Below are 16197 nucleotides of genomic sequence, written 5' to 3'. Positions count from 1 at the left end.
TGTCATGTTCGGTTCGTCGCTGCGCTGCGTCATTTCGTCGGCGCTACAGTCGCGTGCGGACCGCGAGGAGCTCGGGGAAGAAGCGCTGCTCGACGACGCGCGCCAGATAGGGGACGCCTGCGGTGCCGCCGGTGCCCTGCTTGAACCCGATCACGCGCTCGACCGTCTTGAGATGCCCGAAGCGCCAGAGCTGGAAGTGATATTCGAGATCGACGAGCTTTTCGGCGAGCTCGTACAGGTCCCAGTGCCGGTCCGGGTCGGCGTAGATCGTGGACCATGCCGCCTCGACCGCGTCGGAGACGGGCGCGGCGTACGCGAAGTCGCGATCGAGGCGGTCGGCGGGGATCGCGAAGCCGCGGCGCGCAAGCAGGCGCAGCGCCTCGTCGTAGAGGCTCGGGCGCGCGAGCTCGGCGGCGAGCGCGGCGTGGAGATCGGGCTCGTCGGCGAACAGCGCGGCCATCGCGGGGCTACGGTTGCCCATCACGAATTCGAAGCGTCGATACTGGTCCGACTGGAAGCCCGACGACGTGCCGAGGCTGGCGCGCATCCGCTGATAGTCCGCCGGGGTCATCGTCGCGAGGACCTCCCACGACTGAATCAATTGCGCCTGGATGCGGCTGACGCGCGCCATCATCTTGAACGCGGGGTTGAGCGCGTCGGCGGCGATCAGGTCGCGCGCGGTCTCGAGTTCGTGGAGGCACAGCTTCATCCACAGCTCGGACGCCTGGTGGATGGTGATGAACAGCAGCTCGTCATGCGCATCCGACCGCGGCGACTGAAGCGCGAGCAGTTCGGGAAGGCGCAGATAGCGGCGATAGGTGAGCGCGTCGGTCATGCGTGTCCGCATAGCATCGGGTGCGCGCGAGTGCCGCGCGAAAACCGTAGATGAGATATTGTAACGTCCTGCGCGCCGGCCTAGATGCGTCTCACGATGCCGTTCGCGACTCGCCTTTCCCTGCCGACCGGGCTCGATCGCATGGCGATCGCGCTGTCGGGTCTGTGCGTCGTCCACTGCGTGGCCAGCGCGGTGCTGCTGACGTTCCTGTCGGCCGCGGGCGGGCTGCTGGTCGATCCGATCTTCCACGAGATCGGGCTGACGCTGGCGATCGGGCTGGGCGCGCTGGCGCTGGGGCGCGGCATCGTCCAGCACGGCTATATGATGCCCGCGGCGATGGGTGCGCTGGGGCTGGGGATCATGGCCGGCGCGATGTCGCTGCCGCATGACGGGATGGGCGGCGAGACGCTGTGGACGATCGTGGGCGTGGGGCTGCTGGCGTTCGGGCACGACCTGAACCGGCGGGCTGACGCCTGACACCTTCAGCCCGGCGGGGTTTCCTCGAGCGCGATCGCGAGCGCCTCGAGCTGTTCGGCGATGCGGATGAGCGTCGCCTCGCTGGCCAGCGACCCCACGGGCGGTCGCTGTTCGGATTCGACGAGCGAATCGGCGAGCATTAGCGCGATCAGCAGCATCGTGCGTTCCGCGCTTTGCCCGCCCGCGGCGCGCGAGGCGGCGGGCCAGCGCTGGTCCAGCATCTCGCCCAGCCGCCGTACCGCGCCCTCCTCGCCGTCGCGGCAGGCAACGCTGTGGCGACGATCGCCGATCTTGATCGAGACCTCCGCCATGCTCAGCCCTGTCCGCGCGCGAGCACGTCGTCGAGTGCGGCGACCGCTTCCGCCATCCGTGCCTTGAGCGCGGCGTGGCGCTTCTGCATCGCTTCCGCGGCGCGGGCGCGCGACTCCGCCGCCGCCTCGATGCGGGCGAGCGCGGCGTCGATGCGCGCGAGAGGCTCGGAAGGGTCGGGGTCGGCCATGACGGGACCGGAGTAGCACTCTGGAATGACGCGACAAGCCGCAATCGGGCCGGGACAAGGGGAGGCGTTGTACGAGTCCGTTTGAAAACGCGCCACAGCGCGTTTTGCGGTGCCGGCCCGCTCCCCCTCCCGACCTCCCATCCAGGATACGCTGTGGGAGGTCGGGAGGGGGAGCGGGCCGGCACCGCCTTGAAACGCGCACTCTCGCGCGTTTCCGATACGGACTCTTGGGCCGCGCCGGTTGACGCGAACGCCGCGCGCCACCAAAGACCCGCGCAACATTTCAATTACGCAGGCGGGGAGAGTCGACGCGATGACGAAGGTAGCGATCAACGGGTTCGGGCGCATCGGTCGCCTCGTCGCGCGGGCGATCCTGGAGCGCGGCGACAGCGGGCTGGAGCTCGTCGCGATCAACGACCTGGCGGATGCGAAGTCGAATGCGTGGCTGTTCAGCCGCGACAGCGTCCATGGCAAGTACGCCGGCACCGTCGAGGCCGAGGGCCAGGACCTGGTGATCGACGGCAGGCGCATCCGCGTGACCGCCGAGCGCGACCCCGCCAACCTGCCGCACGGCGAGCTGGGCGTCGACATCGTGCTGGAATGCACCGGCTTCTTCACCGACCGCGAGAGCTGCCAGAAGCATATCGACGCGGGCGCGCGCAAGGTGCTGATCTCCGCGCCGGGCAAGGGCGTCGACCTGACCGTCGTCTACGGCGTGAACCACGACAAGCTGGAGGCGGCGCATACGATCGTGTCGAACGCGTCGTGCACCACCAACTGTCTGGCGCCGGTCGCCAAGGTGCTGAACGATGCGATCGGGATCGAGCGCGGGCTGATGACGACGGTCCACGCCTATACCAACGACCAGAAGATTCTCGACCAGATCCACCCGGACCTGCGCCGCGCGCGCGCCGCCGCGATGAGCATGATCCCGACGACCACCGGCGCGGCGCGCGCGGTGGGCGAGGTGCTGCCGGAGCTGAAGGGCAAGCTGGACGGTTCCGCGATCCGCGTGCCCGTGCCCGACGGCAGCCTGGTCGACCTGACCTTCACGCCCTCGCGCGACACGACGCGCGACGAGGTGAACGCGATCCTGAAGGCGGCGTCGGAGAGCGGACCGCTCAAGGGCGTGCTGGTGTTCTCCGACGAGCCGCTGGTCTCGATCGACATCGTGCACACCCCGGCCTCGTCGACGATCGACAGCCTGGAGACCGCGGTGATCGACGGCAAGCTGGTGCGCGTCGTCAGCTGGTACGACAACGAATGGGGCTTCTCGAACCGGATGGTCGATACCGCCGCGGCGATGGCGAAGCTTGGCTGAGGTGGCTTCGCCTTCCCTCGTCACCCCCGCGAAAGCGGGGGTCCATCGTCTGACGGTGGCCCGTATGGCGACGGCGGGAGATGGATTCCCGCTTCCGCGGGAATGACGGAGGGGGCGGTCGTGACCGGCCGGATCGCAGGCATCGCACGCCACGCCTATCCCAAGGCGCCGATGGAGGTGATCGACCATGTCGACGTCACCGTCGAGGGCGGGCTAGCGGGCGATTTCCGCGGCGCGGTGAAGCCCGGCGGGCGCGGGCGGCGGCAGGTGACGCTGATCGAGCGCGGCGACTGGGACGCGGCGATGGCGGAGGTCGGCCATTCGATCCCGTGGCAGGAGCGGCGCGCGAACCTGCTGGTCGAGGGGCTCGACCTGCCGCAGGTGGCGGGCGTCCGCTTGCGGATCGGCGCGGACGTGATCCTCGAGGTGACGCGCGAGACCGATCCGTGCGAGCGGATGGAAGCGCTGGCCGAGGGGCTGAGGGGGGCGCTGTCGTCGGACTGGCGCGGCGGCGCGTGCACGCGCGTGAAACAGGGCGGCGCGATCGCCGTCGGCGATACGATCAGGATCGAGATACCATGACCAAGCCGTTCAAGACGCTCGACGATATCGGTGACGTGACGGGCCGGCGCGTGCTGGTGCGCGAGGACCTGAACGTACCGATGGCGGACGGCAAGGTGACCGACGACACCCGCCTGCGCGCGACCGTCGCGACCGTCGCCGAGCTGGCGGACAAGGGCGCGATCGTGCTGGTGCTGGCGCATTTCGGGCGCCCCAAGGGGCAGCCGAGCGCGGCGCTGTCGCTCGCGCAGCTGGCGGCGCCCTACGCGGCGGTGCTGGGGCGTGCGGTGCGCTATATCGACTGGGAGGGCGACGAGGCCGCGGTCGCGACGCTGAAGGCGGGGGATATCGCGATCCTCGAGAATACGCGCTTCTTCGGCGGCGAAGAGACGAACGATGCGCAGGTCGTCGCGCGGTTTGCGAAGCTGGGCGAGTTGTATGTCAACGACGCCTTCTCCGCGGCGCACCGCGCGCACGCCTCGACCGAGGGGCTGGCGCACGCGCTGCCCGCGTTCGCGGGGCGCGCGATGGAGGCCGAACTCGACGCGCTCCAGAAGGCGCTGGGCGCGCCCGAGCATCCGGTCGCCGCGGTCGTCGGCGGGGCGAAGGTGTCGACCAAGCTCGACGTGCTCAAGCATCTCGTATCGAAGGTCGACCACCTCATCATCGGCGGCGGGATGGCGAACACCTTCCTCGCGGCGCGGGGCGTCGATGTCGGCAAGAGCCTGTGCGAGCATGACCTGACGGGGACGGCCGACGAAATCCTCGAGGCCGCCGACAAGGCGGGGTGCACCGTCCACCTGCCGTACGACGTCGTCGTCGCGAAGGAGTTCAGGGCGAACCCGGGGACGCGCACCGTCAACGTCCACGAGGTGGCGGCGGACGAGATGATCCTCGACGTGGGGCCCGCGGCGACCGAGGCGCTGGGCGACGTCCTCAAGAACTGCCGGACCTTGGTGTGGAACGGCCCGATGGGCGCGTTCGAGACGGCGCCGTTCGATACCGCGACGGTGGCGCTGGCCAAGACCGCGGCGGCGCTGACGCAGGACGGCAGCCTCGTCTCGGTCGCGGGCGGCGGCGACACGGTGGCCGCGCTGAACCATGCCGGCGTCGCGGGGGACTTCACCTTCGTGTCGACCGCCGGCGGCGCATTCCTGGAATGGATGGAAGGGCGCGAGCTTCCCGGCGTGGCGGCGCTGGCGCGCTGATCTTCAACCCGCGGCGTCGGCGGGCGGCGCGGGTTCGTTGAGCAGTGGCGTGATCTCGCGGTTGAGATCGTCGAGCGTGAGCGCGGCGGCCTTGGCGTAGCGGATCCGTCCGCTGCGATCGATGATGTAGTTCGTCGGTAGCGCGGAGACGTTGGCGTAGCGGCCCGTCATCCGTTTGGCGGCGGGGATCTGCATCGCGGCGAACAGCGGCTTGAGCTTGGAGAGCGGGACCGAATCTTCCGTCGTCGCGGCGAACACGCGCAGGCCGTTGGCCTTGCGCAGCGCATAGTAGCGATCGAGCAGCGGCAATTCGGTGCGGCAGGGCACGCACCAGGTCGCCCAATAGTTCAGGATCACGACCTGCCCGCGCAGTTCGCGAGAGGTGACCTTGGTGCCGTCGACCAGTGACAGCGTGAAGTCGGGCGCCATCTCGCCCGCCCTAGGCTGGCGCTTGAGCATGATCGACTGGCCCGCCGCCATGGCGGGCATGGTGGCTGCCACGGCCGCCAATGCCAGCATTCCGATCGCCCCTCGCATCGTCCGCTTCTCCATAAGATTGACGTATGGTTGCCGAGCGATCCGTGCGCGTCAAGGCGGCCCGCGCGGACGATTCGCGCTTGAAGACGGGCGATGCCGCGCGTATGTTTAACATGTTAAACGACGGAGGCGGCGATGCTCGGCGTCAGACTCGATACCGAACTGGAAGAACGGCTTGCCGCCGTCGCGCGATCGCAGGGACGCAGCAAGAGCGACATCGCGCGCGAGGCGGTGCGGCGCTATGTCGAGCGCCACGACGAAGCGTTCAAGGCGGAGGCGCGGCGCCAGTCGCTGCGCGCGGCGGAGCGTGACAAGGCCGAGGACTATGCGTTCTGGGAAGCGCTGGAGGCCGACTTTTGGAGCTGAGGCGCGGGATGATCGTACTCGCCGCCGGGCCGGGGGACTATTCGGCCAAGCCGCGGCCGTTCCTGGTCGTCCAGTCCGATGTCTTCAATGACACGCATGGCAGCGTCACGCTGTGCCCGATGACCAGCGTGATCGGCGGGCAGCCGCTGTTCCGGGTTCCATTCGCGCCCGCGCCGGGTACAGGTCTGATCGCGGAGAGCGAGGTGCAGGTCGACAAGATGCAGTCGGTCCGCCGCGACCGCATCACCCGCGCGATCGGGCTCGCGCCCACCACCGCGATGGAACAGGTCGACCAGGCGCTCCGGCGCTGGCTCGCACTTTGATCTTATATGCAATCCAATAAAGTCAGGGGACGATGATGACACCGATCGTGAAGGCCATTCTCGACAAGTACGAAGCCGATTCGCCGTCGACCAAGGCGAATCTCGCGAAAATCCTGATGCACGGGCGGCTGGGCGGCACCGGCAAGCTGGTGATCCTGCCGGTCGACCAGGGGTTCGAGCATGGACCCGCGCGCAGCTTCGCGATCAACCCGGAGGCGTACGATCCGCACTATCACTACCAGATCGCGATCGACGCGGGGCTGAGCGCCTATGCCGCGCCGCTGGGCATGATCGAAGCGGGGGCGGAGACGTTCGCGGGGCAGATCCCGACGATCCTCAAGGTCAATTCGTCGAATAGCTGGGCGACCAGCGTCGACCAGGCGGTGACCGGCGGGGTCGAGGATGCGCTGAAGCTGGGCTGCGCGGCGATCGGGTTCACGATCTATCCGGGATCGGACCTGATCTTCGAGCAGATGGAGGAGTTTCGCGAACTGGCGGCCGAGGCGAAGGCGGCCGGGCTGGCGACGGTGCTGTGGTCGTACCCGCGCGGCGGCGAGCTGCCCAAGTCGGGCGAGCTGGCGCTCGACGTCGGCGCCTATGCCGCGCACATGGCGGCGCTGCTGGGCGCGCATATCATCAAGGTGAAGCTGCCGGGCGATCATATCGAGCAGAAGGACGCGAAGAAGGCCTATGAGGGCTTCGATGCGTCGACGCAGGCGAAGCGGGTGGCGCATGTCGTCCAGTCGTGCTTCGCGGGGCGGCGGATCGTCGTATTCTCGGGCGGGGCGGCGAAGGGCGCCGACGCGGTCTATCAGGACGCGCGCGACATTCGCGACGGCGGCGGCAACGGATCGATCATCGGGCGCAACACCTTCCAGCGCGAGCGCGGCGAGGCGCTGGCGATGCTCGACCGGCTGGTGCGGATCTACAAGAACGAGGAGTGAGACGTAGGTGCCGGCGCGATCGTTTTCCTATCACCGGGCGATCGCGCCGATGATGTGGATCCTGGTCGGCGTCGGCTGCGTCGAGCTGCTGGTGACGCACGGGTTGCTGGCGCTTTGGTCGTGGCGGGTCGCGGCGGCGGCGAGCGTCGTCACGCTGGCCTCGCTCGTCTGGCTGGTGGCGACGATCCGGTCGTTCCGGCACCTGCCGGTGCTGCTCGACGAGCGCGTGCTGGTGATGCGGGTGGGGCGTTTCCGGTCGCTGACGGTGGCGCGGGACGATGTCGCGGGGTTGCGCGCGACATGGGACCGCGCCGCGATCCGCGACCCGTCGGTCCTCAACCTCGCACTGATCGCGTGGCCCAATGTGGTGATCGACCTGATCGCGCCGGTGCCGATGGGGCGGCGGACGATCCGCGCGGTCGCGCACCGGCTGGACGATCCCGCCGCTTTCGTCGCGGCGCTGGACGCGGTAGGGCGCGCGGATGACTGAAGACGATCCCCTCGGCCCCCTCGACCCCGATTTCGCCGTTGCGTTCAAGCGCGACCTGCGCCGGCCGCCGTGCCAGCTGTACCTCGTGTCGCCGCTCGACGTGGGCGGCGCGTTTCCCGACCGGCTGGCGCGCGCGCTGGATGCGGGGCCGGTCGCGGCGTTCCAGTTCCGCGTGAAGGACATCGACCAGCACGAGGCGGCGCGCCTCGCCGAGCCGCTCCAGCGCCTCTGCGCGGACCGGCAGGTGGCGTTCATCGTCAACGACAGCGTGAGCCTCGCCAAGCGGCTGGGCGCGGACGGCGTCCATCTGGGGCAGGACGACGGCGATCCGCGCGAGGCGCGCGACCTGCTGGGCCCCGAGGTGCAGATCGGCGTGACCTGCCACGACAGTCGCCATCTGGCGATGGGCGCGGGTGAGGCGGGGGCGGACTATGTCGCGTTCGGCAGCTTCCATCCGACGACGACCAAGGCGACCGAGCATCGGCCCGAGCCGTCGATCCTGTCGTGGTGGGCGACTTTGTTCGAACTGCCCTCGGTCGCGATCGGGGGGATCACGCCTGCTAACGCGCCGCCGCTGGTGGCGGCGGGGGCGGATTTCCTGGCGGTGAGCCATGGGGTGTGGGGTGGCGACGAAGCGGCGGCGGTGCGGGCGTTTGCGGCGGTGCTGGGGGCGTAATCCGATCGGGAGCGCTCGATCGAAGACGTGCAGCACTCTTCGGCTTCCTGCCTGCGGCGGGCGCTCAGGACAGGCTTCGACAAGTTCAGTGCGAACGGGGAGAGGCTTCTTCCCGTCACCCCGGATCGAGCCCGGGGTGACGGATCGGTCTGGCTCGCCTTTGGATCAACCGCCCAGATAATGCGCGTGCTCTGCGGCGGCGGGCGGAATGGCGAGGATCGAGCGGGCGTCGCCGGGGGTGCGGGTGCTGCCGCGCGAGTCGCCCGAGGCGTGGATGACGCGTTCGAGCAGGTCCTGCCCCTCGGGCCACGAACCGAGCCCGCTGGCGGCGTTGATGTGGCCGAGTGCGCCTGCGTCGACGAAGTGGCTGCCCCAGTCGACCGCGAGGCTGTGCGCGCGCTCGTGATCGATCCACGGATCGTCGTGCGAGGCGACGACGATCGAGGGGAAGGGCAGCGGCGACTTGGGTGCAGGGGCGAAGGCCTTGAGTTCGTCACGCGCGTCGGCGCGATCGACATCGGCGGGGGCGACGAGCAGCGCACCCGCGACCGGCCAGCCATAGGGCTGCCCCGACAGTTCCGCCCACCACGCGACCGCGAGGCAGCCGAGGCTGTGCGCGACGAGAATCACGGGCGCACGCGTCTGCGAGATCGCCTGATCGAGCTTGGTCACCCAGGCGTTGCGATGCGGCGTGGACCACATGCCCAGATCGACGCGCGCGGTATCGGGGCGCGACTGCTCCCACAGCGTCTGCCAATGCGAAGGACCCGAGCCGCCGAGACCCGGAACGGTAAGGACGGCGACACGACCGGGGAAATCCGGCGATAACTGACCCATGACGTCTCTCCTGCTGGCCCGAAAGGGCGAGAACGAGACCACCGGCGGACGCTCTAGGGGGACGCCGCCAACGGCCTCATTCCCGCCACAGATGTTAATCCTACTATCCAGATAGGCAATAGGTTCCGTGCATCGTCGCGCCGGGTCGAACCGGGGTTGCGACGATCCGAGGCGCCCGCGATAGGACAGCGATGGCCAGAAAGCGTGCAGACCAGATGCTCGTCGATTCGGGGCAGGCCGAATCGAAAACGCGGGCGCAGGCGCTCATCATGGCGGGGCTGGTCTTCGCGGGCACGCGCAAGGTGGAGAAGCCGGGACAGGCGCTGGCGGACGATGTCGTGCTCGACGTGCGGGGGCGCGACCATCCCTGGGTGTCGCGCGGCGGGGTGAAGCTGGCGCATGGCCTCGCGCATTTCGGCTGGGATGTGACGGGGGCGGTGGCGATCGACGTCGGATCGTCGACGGGCGGGTTCACCGACGTGCTGCTGACGCAGGGCGCGGCGAAGGTCCATGCGGTCGATTCGGGGACGAACCAGCTGGCGTGGCGGCTGCGGCAGGACGCGCGCGTCGTCGTGCACGAACAGACCAGCGCGCGGATCCTGACCTCGGCGCACATCCCCGACGCGATCGACCTGGTGGTGTGCGACGCGAGCTTCATCGGGCTGGCCAAGGTGCTGGAGGTGCCGCTGGGCTTCGTGAAGCCGGGCGGGCGCGTGATGGCGCTGGTCAAGCCGCAGTTCGAGGCGGGGCGCGAGGAGGTGGGCAAGGGCGGCGTGGTGCGCGATCCGGCGGTCCGCGCGCGGGTGTGCGACGAGGTCGCGGCATGGCTGGCGGGCGGCGGGTGGCGTGTCGCGGGCGTGGTCGAGAGCCCGATCACCGGCCCCGAGGGCAATGTCGAATATCTGATCGCGGCCGACCGATGACGGGACGGTTGCGGAACGATTGACACATATGCGTGATTTACGTGTGCGACAGGACGCGGCATGGGCCAAGGCCCGGGGAGCCGTCAAAGGGAGTAGCCGCATAGTGGGTGGGATCGCATCGAAGGGTCAGTTGCGGATGTCGTTCGTCCGGTGGGCGATCGTGTGCGTGCCGGCCATCCTGTTGCTGGGCTTCCTTTCGGGGCGTGCGGTGCCCGCTGGCGACGAGAATCGCTGGTATCAGGCGCTGGTGAAGCCCGCGGTGACGCCGCCTGGCTGGGTTTTCCCGGTCGCATGGACGACGCTGTACATCCTGCTGGGGCTGGCGATCGCGCTGATCCTGAATGCGCGCGGCGCGAAGGGGCGCGGGATCGCGATCACGCTGTTCGTCGTCCAGTTCGGGCTGAACCTCGCGTGGACGCCGCTGTTCTTCGGGGCGCACATGGTGGATGCGGCGCTGTTGGTGATCGTCGCGATGCTGGCGCTGTCGATCGCGGCGACGGTGATGTTCGCGCGCGTCCGCACGCTGGCGGCGTGGCTGATGGTGCCGTACATGGTGTGGATCAGCTTCGCGGGCGTGCTGACGTGGAGCATCGGCCGGCTGAACCCCAACGCCGAAACCCTTGTGCCGGGGGCCAGAACAACCCAGATGATCGACTGACCGGCCCTGTCTCAAGGGCCCAGTACCGGGAATGTGTGACGATGCAGAGCGAAAATCGGCTGTTCGACGATCTGGTGAAGTTCGTGAACGGCGCCGCGGGCACCATCGCGGGCGTCGGGCGCGAGGCGGAAGCCGGCACGCGCGATCGTGCGCGCGAGTGGATCGGCGGCCTCGATTTCGTCGGCCGTGACGAGTTCGAGGCGGTGAAGGCGATGGCCGCCGCCGCGCGCGACGAAGCGGATGCGCTCAAGGCGCGGCTCGACGCGATCGAGGCGGCGCGGAAGGCCGCCGTCTGAGCGACCGTTCGGCAGCGACGGACACGGGGCGTCGACGCGACTTTGCGTCGACGCCCCCAGTCGTGCGATAGGGGCCGCCTGATGCTCGACCAAGCCGATTACGACCGCGAATCCGACGCTCCGATCGACATGCTCGAAAGCTACTATGCCGCGCATGGCTGGACGCACGAGCGCCACGACGACGAGATCGTCGCGACCGTCAAGGGCAGCTGGACCGAATATGAGCTGCGCGCGCTGTGGCGCGAAGACGACAGCGTGCTCCAGTTCCTGGCCTTTCCCGACGTGAAGGTGACCGAGGATCGCCGGGCTGCGATCTACGAGGCGATCGGGCTGGTCAACGAACAGCTGTGGGTCGGCCATTTCGAGCTGTGGTCGTCGAGCGGGATCCTGCTCTATCGCCATGCCGCGATGATCGATGGCGAGGAGGAGGGCACGATGTCGCTCGCCGCCGCCGAGCTGCTGGTGGAGTCCGCGATCGACGAGTGCGAGCGTTTCTATCCGGTGTTCCAGTTCGTGCTGTGGGGCGGCAAGACGCCGAAGGAGGCGCTCGCCGCGGCCCTGGTCGAGACGCAAGGCGAAGCCTGATCTGGGCCTGATCGGGGCGACCATCACCGGGGATTTTCGATGCGCATCTGGATGATCGGCTGCGGCAACATGGGCGGCGCGATGCTGCGGCGCTGGATATCGAGCGGCGTGGTCGCGGCGGCGGACGTCGATGTCGTCAATCGGAGCGACCGGGCGCTGCCCGAGGGCGTGCGGCAGGCGCGGACGTTGCCTGAGGGCACGGCGCCGGATGTCGTCGTGCTGGCAGTGAAGCCGCAGCAGCTGGCCGAGGTTGCGGCGCTCCATGCGGAGGGCGTGGCGGGCGCGCGGGTGATCGTGTCGATCCTCGCGGGTGTCGACGAGGCGGTGCTGTCGCGCGCGTTTCCGGGGCCGGTGCCGATTCCCTCGCTGCCCAACCTGCCGGTCGAGATCGGGCGCGGGGTCGTGGCGCTCCACGCACCATCGGCGGATGCGGCGGCGCGCTCGCTGGTCGATATGCTGATGGCGCCGCTGGGGCTGGTCGTGTGGCATGACGATGCGGCGCGGTACGAGGCGGTCAGCGCGCTGTCGGGGTGCGGGCCGGCGTTCGTGTTCCGCGTGATCGATGCGTTCGCGCAGGCGTCGGTCGCGGCGGGCCTGTCGCCCGACGAGGCGCGCGCGGTGGCAATGGCGACCGTCGCGGGCGCGACCGAGATGGCGGCGGCGAGCGACCGGACGCCTGCGGCGCTGGCCGATGCGGTCGCCAGCCCCGGGGGCATGACGCGCAGGGGGCTGGACGTGCTCGACGCAGACGGCGCACTCGCGGATCTGATGACGCGCACGCTGGCGGCGTCGATCGCGCGGGGGCGCGAGATGGCGGACGCGGCTCGGCAAGGATAGTCCGTCATGCCAGCGGAAGCTGGGATCTTTCGCCGTGAAGGCGCGCCCGTTGAGGCAGATCCCAGCTTTCGCTGGGGTGACGTTACCCCCGCAACGCCTCGAGCCGCGCGCGTTCCTCGGGCGGGATCAGCCCCTCGAGCACCGCCCAGAAGCCGCCGACCGCGCCTTGGCCTGCCTTGGAATAGGCGGCGGACAGCTTTTCGCGGAGTTTCTCGAACAGGTCCGATTCGAGCGCCTTGCCCTGCGCGGTCAGCCGCAGCAGGCGCTGGCGCCGGTCGCGTTCGCCGGGGCGCGTCTCGACGAGGTGGCGCTCGGCGAGCTCGTTGAGGACGCGGCCCAGCGACTGCTTGGTGATCGCCAGGATCGCGAGCAGCTCGCTGACCGTCATGTCGGGCTTGCGCGCGATGAAATAGAGCGCGCGGTGGTGCGCGCGGCCGAGCCCCTGATCCGCCAGCCCGCGATCGATCGATCGCGTGACGTGGCTGTTGCCGAAGTACAGCAGCTCCAGCCCGCGCCGGATCTCGGGCTCGCGCAGGAACAGCGGGGAGGCGGAGGGGGACGCCGAAAGCGCGGGGGGGGACTGGGGTGGGGCAGCCATGTTGACCGGCTTTGCCATCGGCCCTAGTCGTCCGCAACCCATCCCCGCGTGCTTTGGCCGCGTTTTTCCTGGAGGCCCCCCGCGTGTTCGTGTTCGAGCCCAATCCGTTGCCGATCCCCGCCAGCGACCGCGCGGCGCAGCTCGTCGATCCCGGGTTCGGGCGCGTCTTCACCGATCACATGGCGACGCTGCGCTGGAACGAGACGCAAGGCTGGCACGACGCGCGAATCCACGCGCGCAAGCCGATCTCGGTCGATCCCGCGACCGCGGTGCTCCATTACGCGCAGGAAATCTTCGAGGGGCTGAAAGCGTACCGGCTCGACGATGGCGGGGTGGCGCTGTTCCGGCCCGACGCCAATGCGCGGCGCTTCCAGGCATCGGCGCGCCGGCTGGCGATGCCCGAGCTGCCCGAGGCACTGTTCGTCGACTCGATCGAGGCGCTGGTCCGCGCCGAGGCGGACTGGATCCCCGCGATCGAGGGCGGCGCGCTGTACCTGCGCCCGTTCATGATCGCGAGCGAGGCATTCCTGGGCGTCAAGCCGTCGGGCGAGTATCTCTACATGGTGCTCGCATCGTCGGTCGGCGCGTACTGGAAGGGCGGCGCGCGCGCGATCTCGCTGTGGGTCAGCCACGATTACACGCGCGCGGCGCCCGGCGGCACCGGCGAGGCGAAGTGCGGCGGCAACTATGCGACGAGCCTCGTCGCGCAGCAGGAGGCGATCGCGCGCGGGCACGACCAGGTCGTGTTCCTGGATTCGTCCGAGCGGCGCTGGATCGAGGAGCTGGGGGGCATGAACATCTTCTTCGTGTTCGATGACGGCTCGCTCGTCACGCCGCCGCTGGGCGGCACGATCCTGCCCGGCATCACGCGCGATTCGATCATCGCGCTCGCTCGCGCCGATGGACTGACGGTCCGCGAGGAGCCCTATGCGATCGAGCAGTGGCGCGCGGATGCCGAAAGCGGCCGGCTGACCGAGAGCTTCGCGTGCGGCACCGCGGCGGTGGTGACGCCGATCGGCACGGTCGCGGGGCCGGACTATGCGTTCACCGTCGGCAGCGGCGCGACGGGGCAGACGACCGCGCGGATCCTCGAGCGGCTCGGTGCGATCCAGCGCGGCCGGGCTGCCGATCCGCATGGCTGGCTCCGTCGGCTGGACTGACCCTCTCGGGTCTGCGCGACCATGCGCGATCAGGGGTTTTCACGCGGGATCGGACAGCTATAAGCCCGCTTCCCGCATTGGGGCGTCGCCAAGTGGTAAGGCAGCGGCTTTTGATGCCGCCATTCGCAGGTTCGAATCCTGCCGCCCCAGCCAACCGCCCATTCGGCGGCTGATTTTCCGCAGAAATCCCTAGGTTCGCCCCGCCAGAATCTTGGCTGGGCCGGAACTGTAACAAGTCGCTGTAACAAGTGGGTGTTGCAGTTGGCCAATCCATCAAATCTGCTGAAACACAATTATGCCTATTATTGGCGCCGTTCGCTGCTGGTCACGGACGCTCCGATAACCCTTGTTCTGAGCCTTCGTACGAAGGCGCCGACCGTTGCCCGCCGCCGCTGCGCGCTGATGACGGTCAAGAGCGAGGATGTGAGAATGAGCCTGTATGCCCGCCTCCGGACCGAGGGCATTCCACCGGATCGCCGCTTGGCGATCTTCCGCGCGGAGATGACCGAATATCGTAACGCGCTCGACCATGAAGTGCTTCGCTGGGAGTCGGCTTCTGAGCCTGTAGATGCGTGCAGCACACAGTCCGGATTGCGCATCTTTCAGTCGCTATGGGGTCACATCGCCGAGCACGGCGTTCCGGCTGGCGCGATCGACGATCGATATCTGCGCGACCATCTCGCCGACCTCGAACCGATCGAGCGGCACGGTCTCGCAAGCGTCATGGCCGGACTACCGGATTTTCTCGGAACCCTCGCGGGTGAGGCGACCGAACGCTTGGCGAACCAAGGCTTAACGCTGACGCCGACCAACCGCGCACTCGCCATCCGGCTGGTGGCAGCCGCACGTGCGCAGGCCGCCCACGAGCTGCTGGTCGGTATCCCAGCCGATGCGGGTCTATCAGCGACCAAGGAACAGCTCGACAATCCCGCCACGCCTGCGCCGTTAGCGAAACCTATATCCGCGCCCCTGGCTGCGCACCCGGCGCCTGCCATTGACGTGCCGACCGACTGGATCGCCAAAAGCGCGCACGACATCGCCGAGTTGATCATCGCCACCAATCCGCAGCTGTTGGCGCATCGCGCCGACGGCAAGCGGGCGGTCAATCAGGTCGGCGAGCAGACAAAGCGCCAACTCAGATGGGCAGCGACTCTGCTCGACAAGTCGATGGGCGGTCGGCCGTTCTGGACGCGCACCCGTGCGGACATCGTCAATCTGGATAAGTGGTTCGAGCGCCTGCCGGACCACGCTCGCGCGCCCAGCGCGGTGCTGGCCTATGACATCGAAACCGTCGCACCGCCGATAGCGGACGGATCGTTTCCGCCCTGGCCGACCCACCGTCCCGTCGCCATCGGCTTCGCCACAGCTTGGCAGACCGCAAAAGGATGGTCGTTCGACGTCGCCGCCATGGTCGTTGCCGATGCTGTCGAAGAAGCGGATCTGGTGCGGGAAGCCAATCGCCGCATCGGTGCCGCCAGCGTCGTGACCGGCTATAACTCTCGCCAGTTCGATGCATTGGTCCTTCGCCTTGTCGCCCAGAAGATGCGGCTCTGGTCGCTTAAGGCGCTCGCTGATCATGTCGCCGCCAATCGATTTGGTGCCGAACACGCCGATCTGGCTTACCTGTACGCGAGTCATGGCTGCAAGGTCGGGCTGGCATCGCTCTGCAACGAGATCCGCATCCCGGTGGAGACCGACGTCTCCGGCGGTGACGTCGGCGCTCCGTGGGCAGCCGGCGAGACCGAGCGCATCCGGCACTACGTCATGGAAGATGCCGTGGCCACGCTGTGCCTGTTCTTCGCTTGGACCGCCGCGCGTGCCGGCAATGAGGCGCTGGTCACCCGGCCGATGGCCGCACTCGCCCGGCATCTTGAAGCGACACAAGACCTGGCGCATCTGTCCGCCTTCGTCGACTGCACGTCGATGCGCTGGTGCCGCCCGCGTGCGCTCAAGGCCGACGTCGCCGCCGCGCTCGAGCGCTTCACGGCGCGGTTGCGTCGAGAGGAGCACGAGCGAGCGTTCGTCGCGGCCTAATCCGCCACCACCATCAACGCCCCGTCGGCCCG

Annotated in this window: 22 protein-coding genes and 1 tRNA gene; 17 read left to right on the top strand and 6 right to left on the bottom strand. The window is 68.8% G+C overall.

The window, feature by feature from the left end; genetic code table 11:
* Positions 1-43: 43 nt before the first annotated feature.
* Positions 44-835 (bottom strand): tryptophan 2,3-dioxygenase, encoded by a 792-nt coding sequence (locus ACV7NO_RS15000; protein WP_463406763.1) that lies wholly within the window; start codon positions 833-835, stop codon positions 44-46.
* 84 nt (positions 836-919) lie between these two features.
* Between ACV7NO_RS15000 and ACV7NO_RS14995 the strand changes: the two genes are divergently transcribed.
* Positions 920-1312, top strand: coding sequence for a MerC domain-containing protein (locus ACV7NO_RS14995; protein WP_463406762.1), 393 nt, complete (start codon positions 920-922; stop codon positions 1310-1312).
* A 5-nt stretch (positions 1313-1317) separates the two neighbouring features.
* Here the strand turns inward: ACV7NO_RS14995 and ACV7NO_RS14990 are convergent, their stop codons facing one another.
* Positions 1318-1623, bottom strand: a complete 306-nt coding sequence (locus tag ACV7NO_RS14990; protein ID WP_463406761.1) for a cell division protein ZapA — start codon at positions 1621-1623, stop codon at positions 1318-1320.
* 2 nt (positions 1624-1625) lie between these two features.
* Positions 1626-1811, bottom strand: coding sequence for a hypothetical protein (locus tag ACV7NO_RS14985; protein ID WP_463406760.1), 186 nt, complete (start codon positions 1809-1811; stop codon positions 1626-1628).
* 313 nt (positions 1812-2124) lie between these two features.
* Here ACV7NO_RS14985 and gap point away from each other — a divergent pair, with 313 nt between their 5' ends.
* From gap to ACV7NO_RS14970, 3 genes are all read left to right on the top strand, one after another.
* The gene (gene gap / locus ACV7NO_RS14980) at positions 2125-3132 is read left to right on the top strand and encodes a type I glyceraldehyde-3-phosphate dehydrogenase (protein ID WP_463406759.1); all 1008 of its coding nucleotides are present in this window, start codon (positions 2125-2127) and stop codon (positions 3130-3132) included.
* A gap of 171 nt (positions 3133-3303) precedes the next feature.
* Positions 3304-3714: an MOSC domain-containing protein gene (locus ACV7NO_RS14975; protein ID WP_463407371.1), complete on the top strand. Its 411-nt coding sequence runs from the start codon at positions 3304-3306 to the stop codon at positions 3712-3714.
* A complete protein-coding gene (locus ACV7NO_RS14970) occupies positions 3711-4901 on the top strand; it encodes a phosphoglycerate kinase (protein WP_463406758.1) in 1191 nt (396 codons plus the stop codon). The genes ACV7NO_RS14975 and ACV7NO_RS14970 overlap by 4 nt, the downstream gene beginning before the upstream one ends.
* 3 nt (positions 4902-4904) lie before the next feature.
* Here ACV7NO_RS14970 and ACV7NO_RS14965 read toward each other — a convergent pair whose 3' ends face one another.
* On the bottom strand, positions 4905-5390 hold the full coding sequence (locus ACV7NO_RS14965; RefSeq protein ID WP_463407370.1) for a TlpA family protein disulfide reductase: 486 nt from the start codon (positions 5388-5390) through the stop codon (positions 4905-4907).
* Between the two features lie 183 nt (positions 5391-5573).
* On the opposite strand from ACV7NO_RS14965, the gene relB reads away from it, so the two are divergent.
* The 5 genes from relB to thiE are packed head-to-tail and all read left to right on the top strand — an operon-like array spanning position 5574 to position 8237.
* Positions 5574-5804, top strand: coding sequence for a type II toxin-antitoxin system RelB family antitoxin (gene relB, locus ACV7NO_RS14960; protein WP_463406757.1), 231 nt, complete (start codon positions 5574-5576; stop codon positions 5802-5804).
* A gap of 8 nt (positions 5805-5812) precedes the next feature.
* Positions 5813-6127: a type II toxin-antitoxin system PemK/MazF family toxin gene (locus tag ACV7NO_RS14955; protein WP_463406756.1), complete on the top strand. Its 315-nt coding sequence runs from the start codon at positions 5813-5815 to the stop codon at positions 6125-6127.
* A 35-nt stretch (positions 6128-6162) separates the two neighbouring features.
* Entirely contained in the window at positions 6163-7071 is a 909-nt protein-coding gene (locus tag ACV7NO_RS14950; protein WP_463407369.1) for a class I fructose-bisphosphate aldolase, read from the top strand.
* A gap of 7 nt (positions 7072-7078) precedes the next feature.
* Positions 7079-7561, top strand: coding sequence for a hypothetical protein (locus ACV7NO_RS14945; RefSeq protein ID WP_463406755.1), 483 nt, complete (start codon positions 7079-7081; stop codon positions 7559-7561).
* Positions 7554-8237, top strand: coding sequence for a thiamine phosphate synthase (gene thiE / locus ACV7NO_RS14940; protein WP_463406754.1), 684 nt, complete (start codon positions 7554-7556; stop codon positions 8235-8237). Before ACV7NO_RS14945 ends, thiE begins: the two co-directional genes overlap by 8 nt.
* Before the next feature lie 165 nt (positions 8238-8402).
* Here the strand turns inward: thiE and ACV7NO_RS14935 are convergent, their stop codons facing one another.
* Positions 8403-9074: an RBBP9/YdeN family alpha/beta hydrolase gene (locus tag ACV7NO_RS14935; protein WP_463406753.1), complete on the bottom strand. Its 672-nt coding sequence runs from the start codon at positions 9072-9074 to the stop codon at positions 8403-8405.
* Positions 9075-9265: 191 nt separating this feature from the next.
* Between ACV7NO_RS14935 and ACV7NO_RS14930 the strand changes: the two genes are divergently transcribed.
* The 5 genes from ACV7NO_RS14930 (at position 9266) to ACV7NO_RS14910 (ending at position 12373) form a co-directional block, all read left to right on the top strand.
* Positions 9266-9997, top strand: a complete 732-nt coding sequence (locus ACV7NO_RS14930; protein WP_463406752.1) for a TlyA family RNA methyltransferase — start codon at positions 9266-9268, stop codon at positions 9995-9997.
* A 136-nt stretch (positions 9998-10133) separates the two neighbouring features.
* Positions 10134-10655 (top strand): TspO/MBR family protein, encoded by a 522-nt coding sequence (locus ACV7NO_RS14925; protein WP_463406751.1) that lies wholly within the window; start codon positions 10134-10136, stop codon positions 10653-10655.
* 41 nt (positions 10656-10696) lie between these two features.
* Positions 10697-10951, top strand: a complete 255-nt coding sequence (locus tag ACV7NO_RS14920) for an accessory factor UbiK family protein (RefSeq protein WP_463406750.1) — start codon at positions 10697-10699, stop codon at positions 10949-10951.
* Positions 10952-11032: 81 nt separating this feature from the next.
* The gene (locus tag ACV7NO_RS14915; protein WP_463406749.1) at positions 11033-11536 is read left to right on the top strand and encodes a type III secretion system chaperone family protein; all 504 of its coding nucleotides are present in this window, start codon (positions 11033-11035) and stop codon (positions 11534-11536) included.
* A 39-nt stretch (positions 11537-11575) separates the two neighbouring features.
* Entirely contained in the window at positions 11576-12373 is a 798-nt protein-coding gene (locus ACV7NO_RS14910; RefSeq protein WP_463406748.1) for a pyrroline-5-carboxylate reductase family protein, read from the top strand.
* Positions 12374-12455: 82 nt separating this feature from the next.
* Here the strand turns inward: ACV7NO_RS14910 and ACV7NO_RS14905 are convergent, their stop codons facing one another.
* Positions 12456-12971, bottom strand: a complete 516-nt coding sequence (locus tag ACV7NO_RS14905; protein ID WP_463406747.1) for a MarR family transcriptional regulator — start codon at positions 12969-12971, stop codon at positions 12456-12458.
* Positions 12972-13039: 68 nt separating this feature from the next.
* Here ACV7NO_RS14905 and ACV7NO_RS14900 point away from each other — a divergent pair, with 68 nt between their 5' ends.
* The 3 genes from ACV7NO_RS14900 (at position 13040) to ACV7NO_RS14890 (ending at position 16165) form a co-directional block, all read left to right on the top strand.
* Entirely contained in the window at positions 13040-14131 is a 1092-nt protein-coding gene (locus ACV7NO_RS14900; RefSeq protein ID WP_463407368.1) for a branched-chain amino acid aminotransferase, read from the top strand.
* Positions 14132-14209: 78 nt separating this feature from the next.
* Positions 14210-14284 (top strand) — tRNA-Gln (locus ACV7NO_RS14895).
* A 99-nt stretch (positions 14285-14383) separates the two neighbouring features.
* On the top strand, positions 14384-16165 hold the full coding sequence (locus ACV7NO_RS14890) for a 3'-5' exonuclease family protein (RefSeq protein WP_463406746.1): 1782 nt from the start codon (positions 14384-14386) through the stop codon (positions 16163-16165).
* The last annotated feature ends 32 nt before the right edge of the window (positions 16166-16197 follow it).

It is taken from the genome of Sphingomonas sp. Ell38C01, from assembly GCF_055231975.1.
This window is presented reverse-complemented; position numbering and strand designations above follow the sequence as displayed.

What these genes read in the sequence shown, in the direction of transcription:
- ACV7NO_RS15000 (WP_463406763.1), bottom strand. Translation starts at nt 835, where the DNA reads ATGACCGACGCGCTCACCTATCGCCGCTATCTGCGCCTTCCCGAACTG.
- relB (WP_463406757.1), top strand. Translation starts at nt 5,574, where the DNA reads ATGCTCGGCGTCAGACTCGATACCGAACTGGAAGAACGGCTTGCCGCC.
- ACV7NO_RS14955 (WP_463406756.1), top strand. Translation starts at nt 5,813, where the DNA reads ATGATCGTACTCGCCGCCGGGCCGGGGGACTATTCGGCCAAGCCGCGG.
- ACV7NO_RS14995 (WP_463406762.1), top strand. Translation starts at nt 920, where the DNA reads ATGCGTCTCACGATGCCGTTCGCGACTCGCCTTTCCCTGCCGACCGGG.
- ACV7NO_RS14910 (WP_463406748.1), top strand. Translation starts at nt 11,576, where the DNA reads ATGCGCATCTGGATGATCGGCTGCGGCAACATGGGCGGCGCGATGCTG.
- ACV7NO_RS14935 (WP_463406753.1), bottom strand. Translation starts at nt 9,074, where the DNA reads ATGGGTCAGTTATCGCCGGATTTCCCCGGTCGTGTCGCCGTCCTTACC.
- ACV7NO_RS14950 (WP_463407369.1), top strand. Translation starts at nt 6,163, where the DNA reads ATGACACCGATCGTGAAGGCCATTCTCGACAAGTACGAAGCCGATTCG.
- ACV7NO_RS14915 (WP_463406749.1), top strand. Translation starts at nt 11,033, where the DNA reads ATGCTCGACCAAGCCGATTACGACCGCGAATCCGACGCTCCGATCGAC.
- ACV7NO_RS14930 (WP_463406752.1), top strand. Translation starts at nt 9,266, where the DNA reads ATGGCCAGAAAGCGTGCAGACCAGATGCTCGTCGATTCGGGGCAGGCC.
- ACV7NO_RS14990 (WP_463406761.1), bottom strand. Translation starts at nt 1,623, where the DNA reads ATGGCGGAGGTCTCGATCAAGATCGGCGATCGTCGCCACAGCGTTGCC.
- ACV7NO_RS14925 (WP_463406751.1), top strand. Translation starts at nt 10,134, where the DNA reads ATGTCGTTCGTCCGGTGGGCGATCGTGTGCGTGCCGGCCATCCTGTTG.
- ACV7NO_RS14965 (WP_463407370.1), bottom strand. Translation starts at nt 5,390, where the DNA reads ATGCCCGCCATGGCGGCGGGCCAGTCGATCATGCTCAAGCGCCAGCCT.
- gap (WP_463406759.1), top strand. Translation starts at nt 2,125, where the DNA reads ATGACGAAGGTAGCGATCAACGGGTTCGGGCGCATCGGTCGCCTCGTC.
- ACV7NO_RS14970 (WP_463406758.1), top strand. Translation starts at nt 3,711, where the DNA reads ATGACCAAGCCGTTCAAGACGCTCGACGATATCGGTGACGTGACGGGC.
- ACV7NO_RS14985 (WP_463406760.1), bottom strand. Translation starts at nt 1,811, where the DNA reads ATGGCCGACCCCGACCCTTCCGAGCCTCTCGCGCGCATCGACGCCGCG.
- ACV7NO_RS14975 (WP_463407371.1), top strand. Translation starts at nt 3,304, where the DNA reads ATGGAGGTGATCGACCATGTCGACGTCACCGTCGAGGGCGGGCTAGCG.
- ACV7NO_RS14905 (WP_463406747.1), bottom strand. Translation starts at nt 12,971, where the DNA reads ATGGCTGCCCCACCCCAGTCCCCCCCCGCGCTTTCGGCGTCCCCCTCC.
- ACV7NO_RS14920 (WP_463406750.1), top strand. Translation starts at nt 10,697, where the DNA reads ATGCAGAGCGAAAATCGGCTGTTCGACGATCTGGTGAAGTTCGTGAAC.
- thiE (WP_463406754.1), top strand. Translation starts at nt 7,554, where the DNA reads ATGACTGAAGACGATCCCCTCGGCCCCCTCGACCCCGATTTCGCCGTT.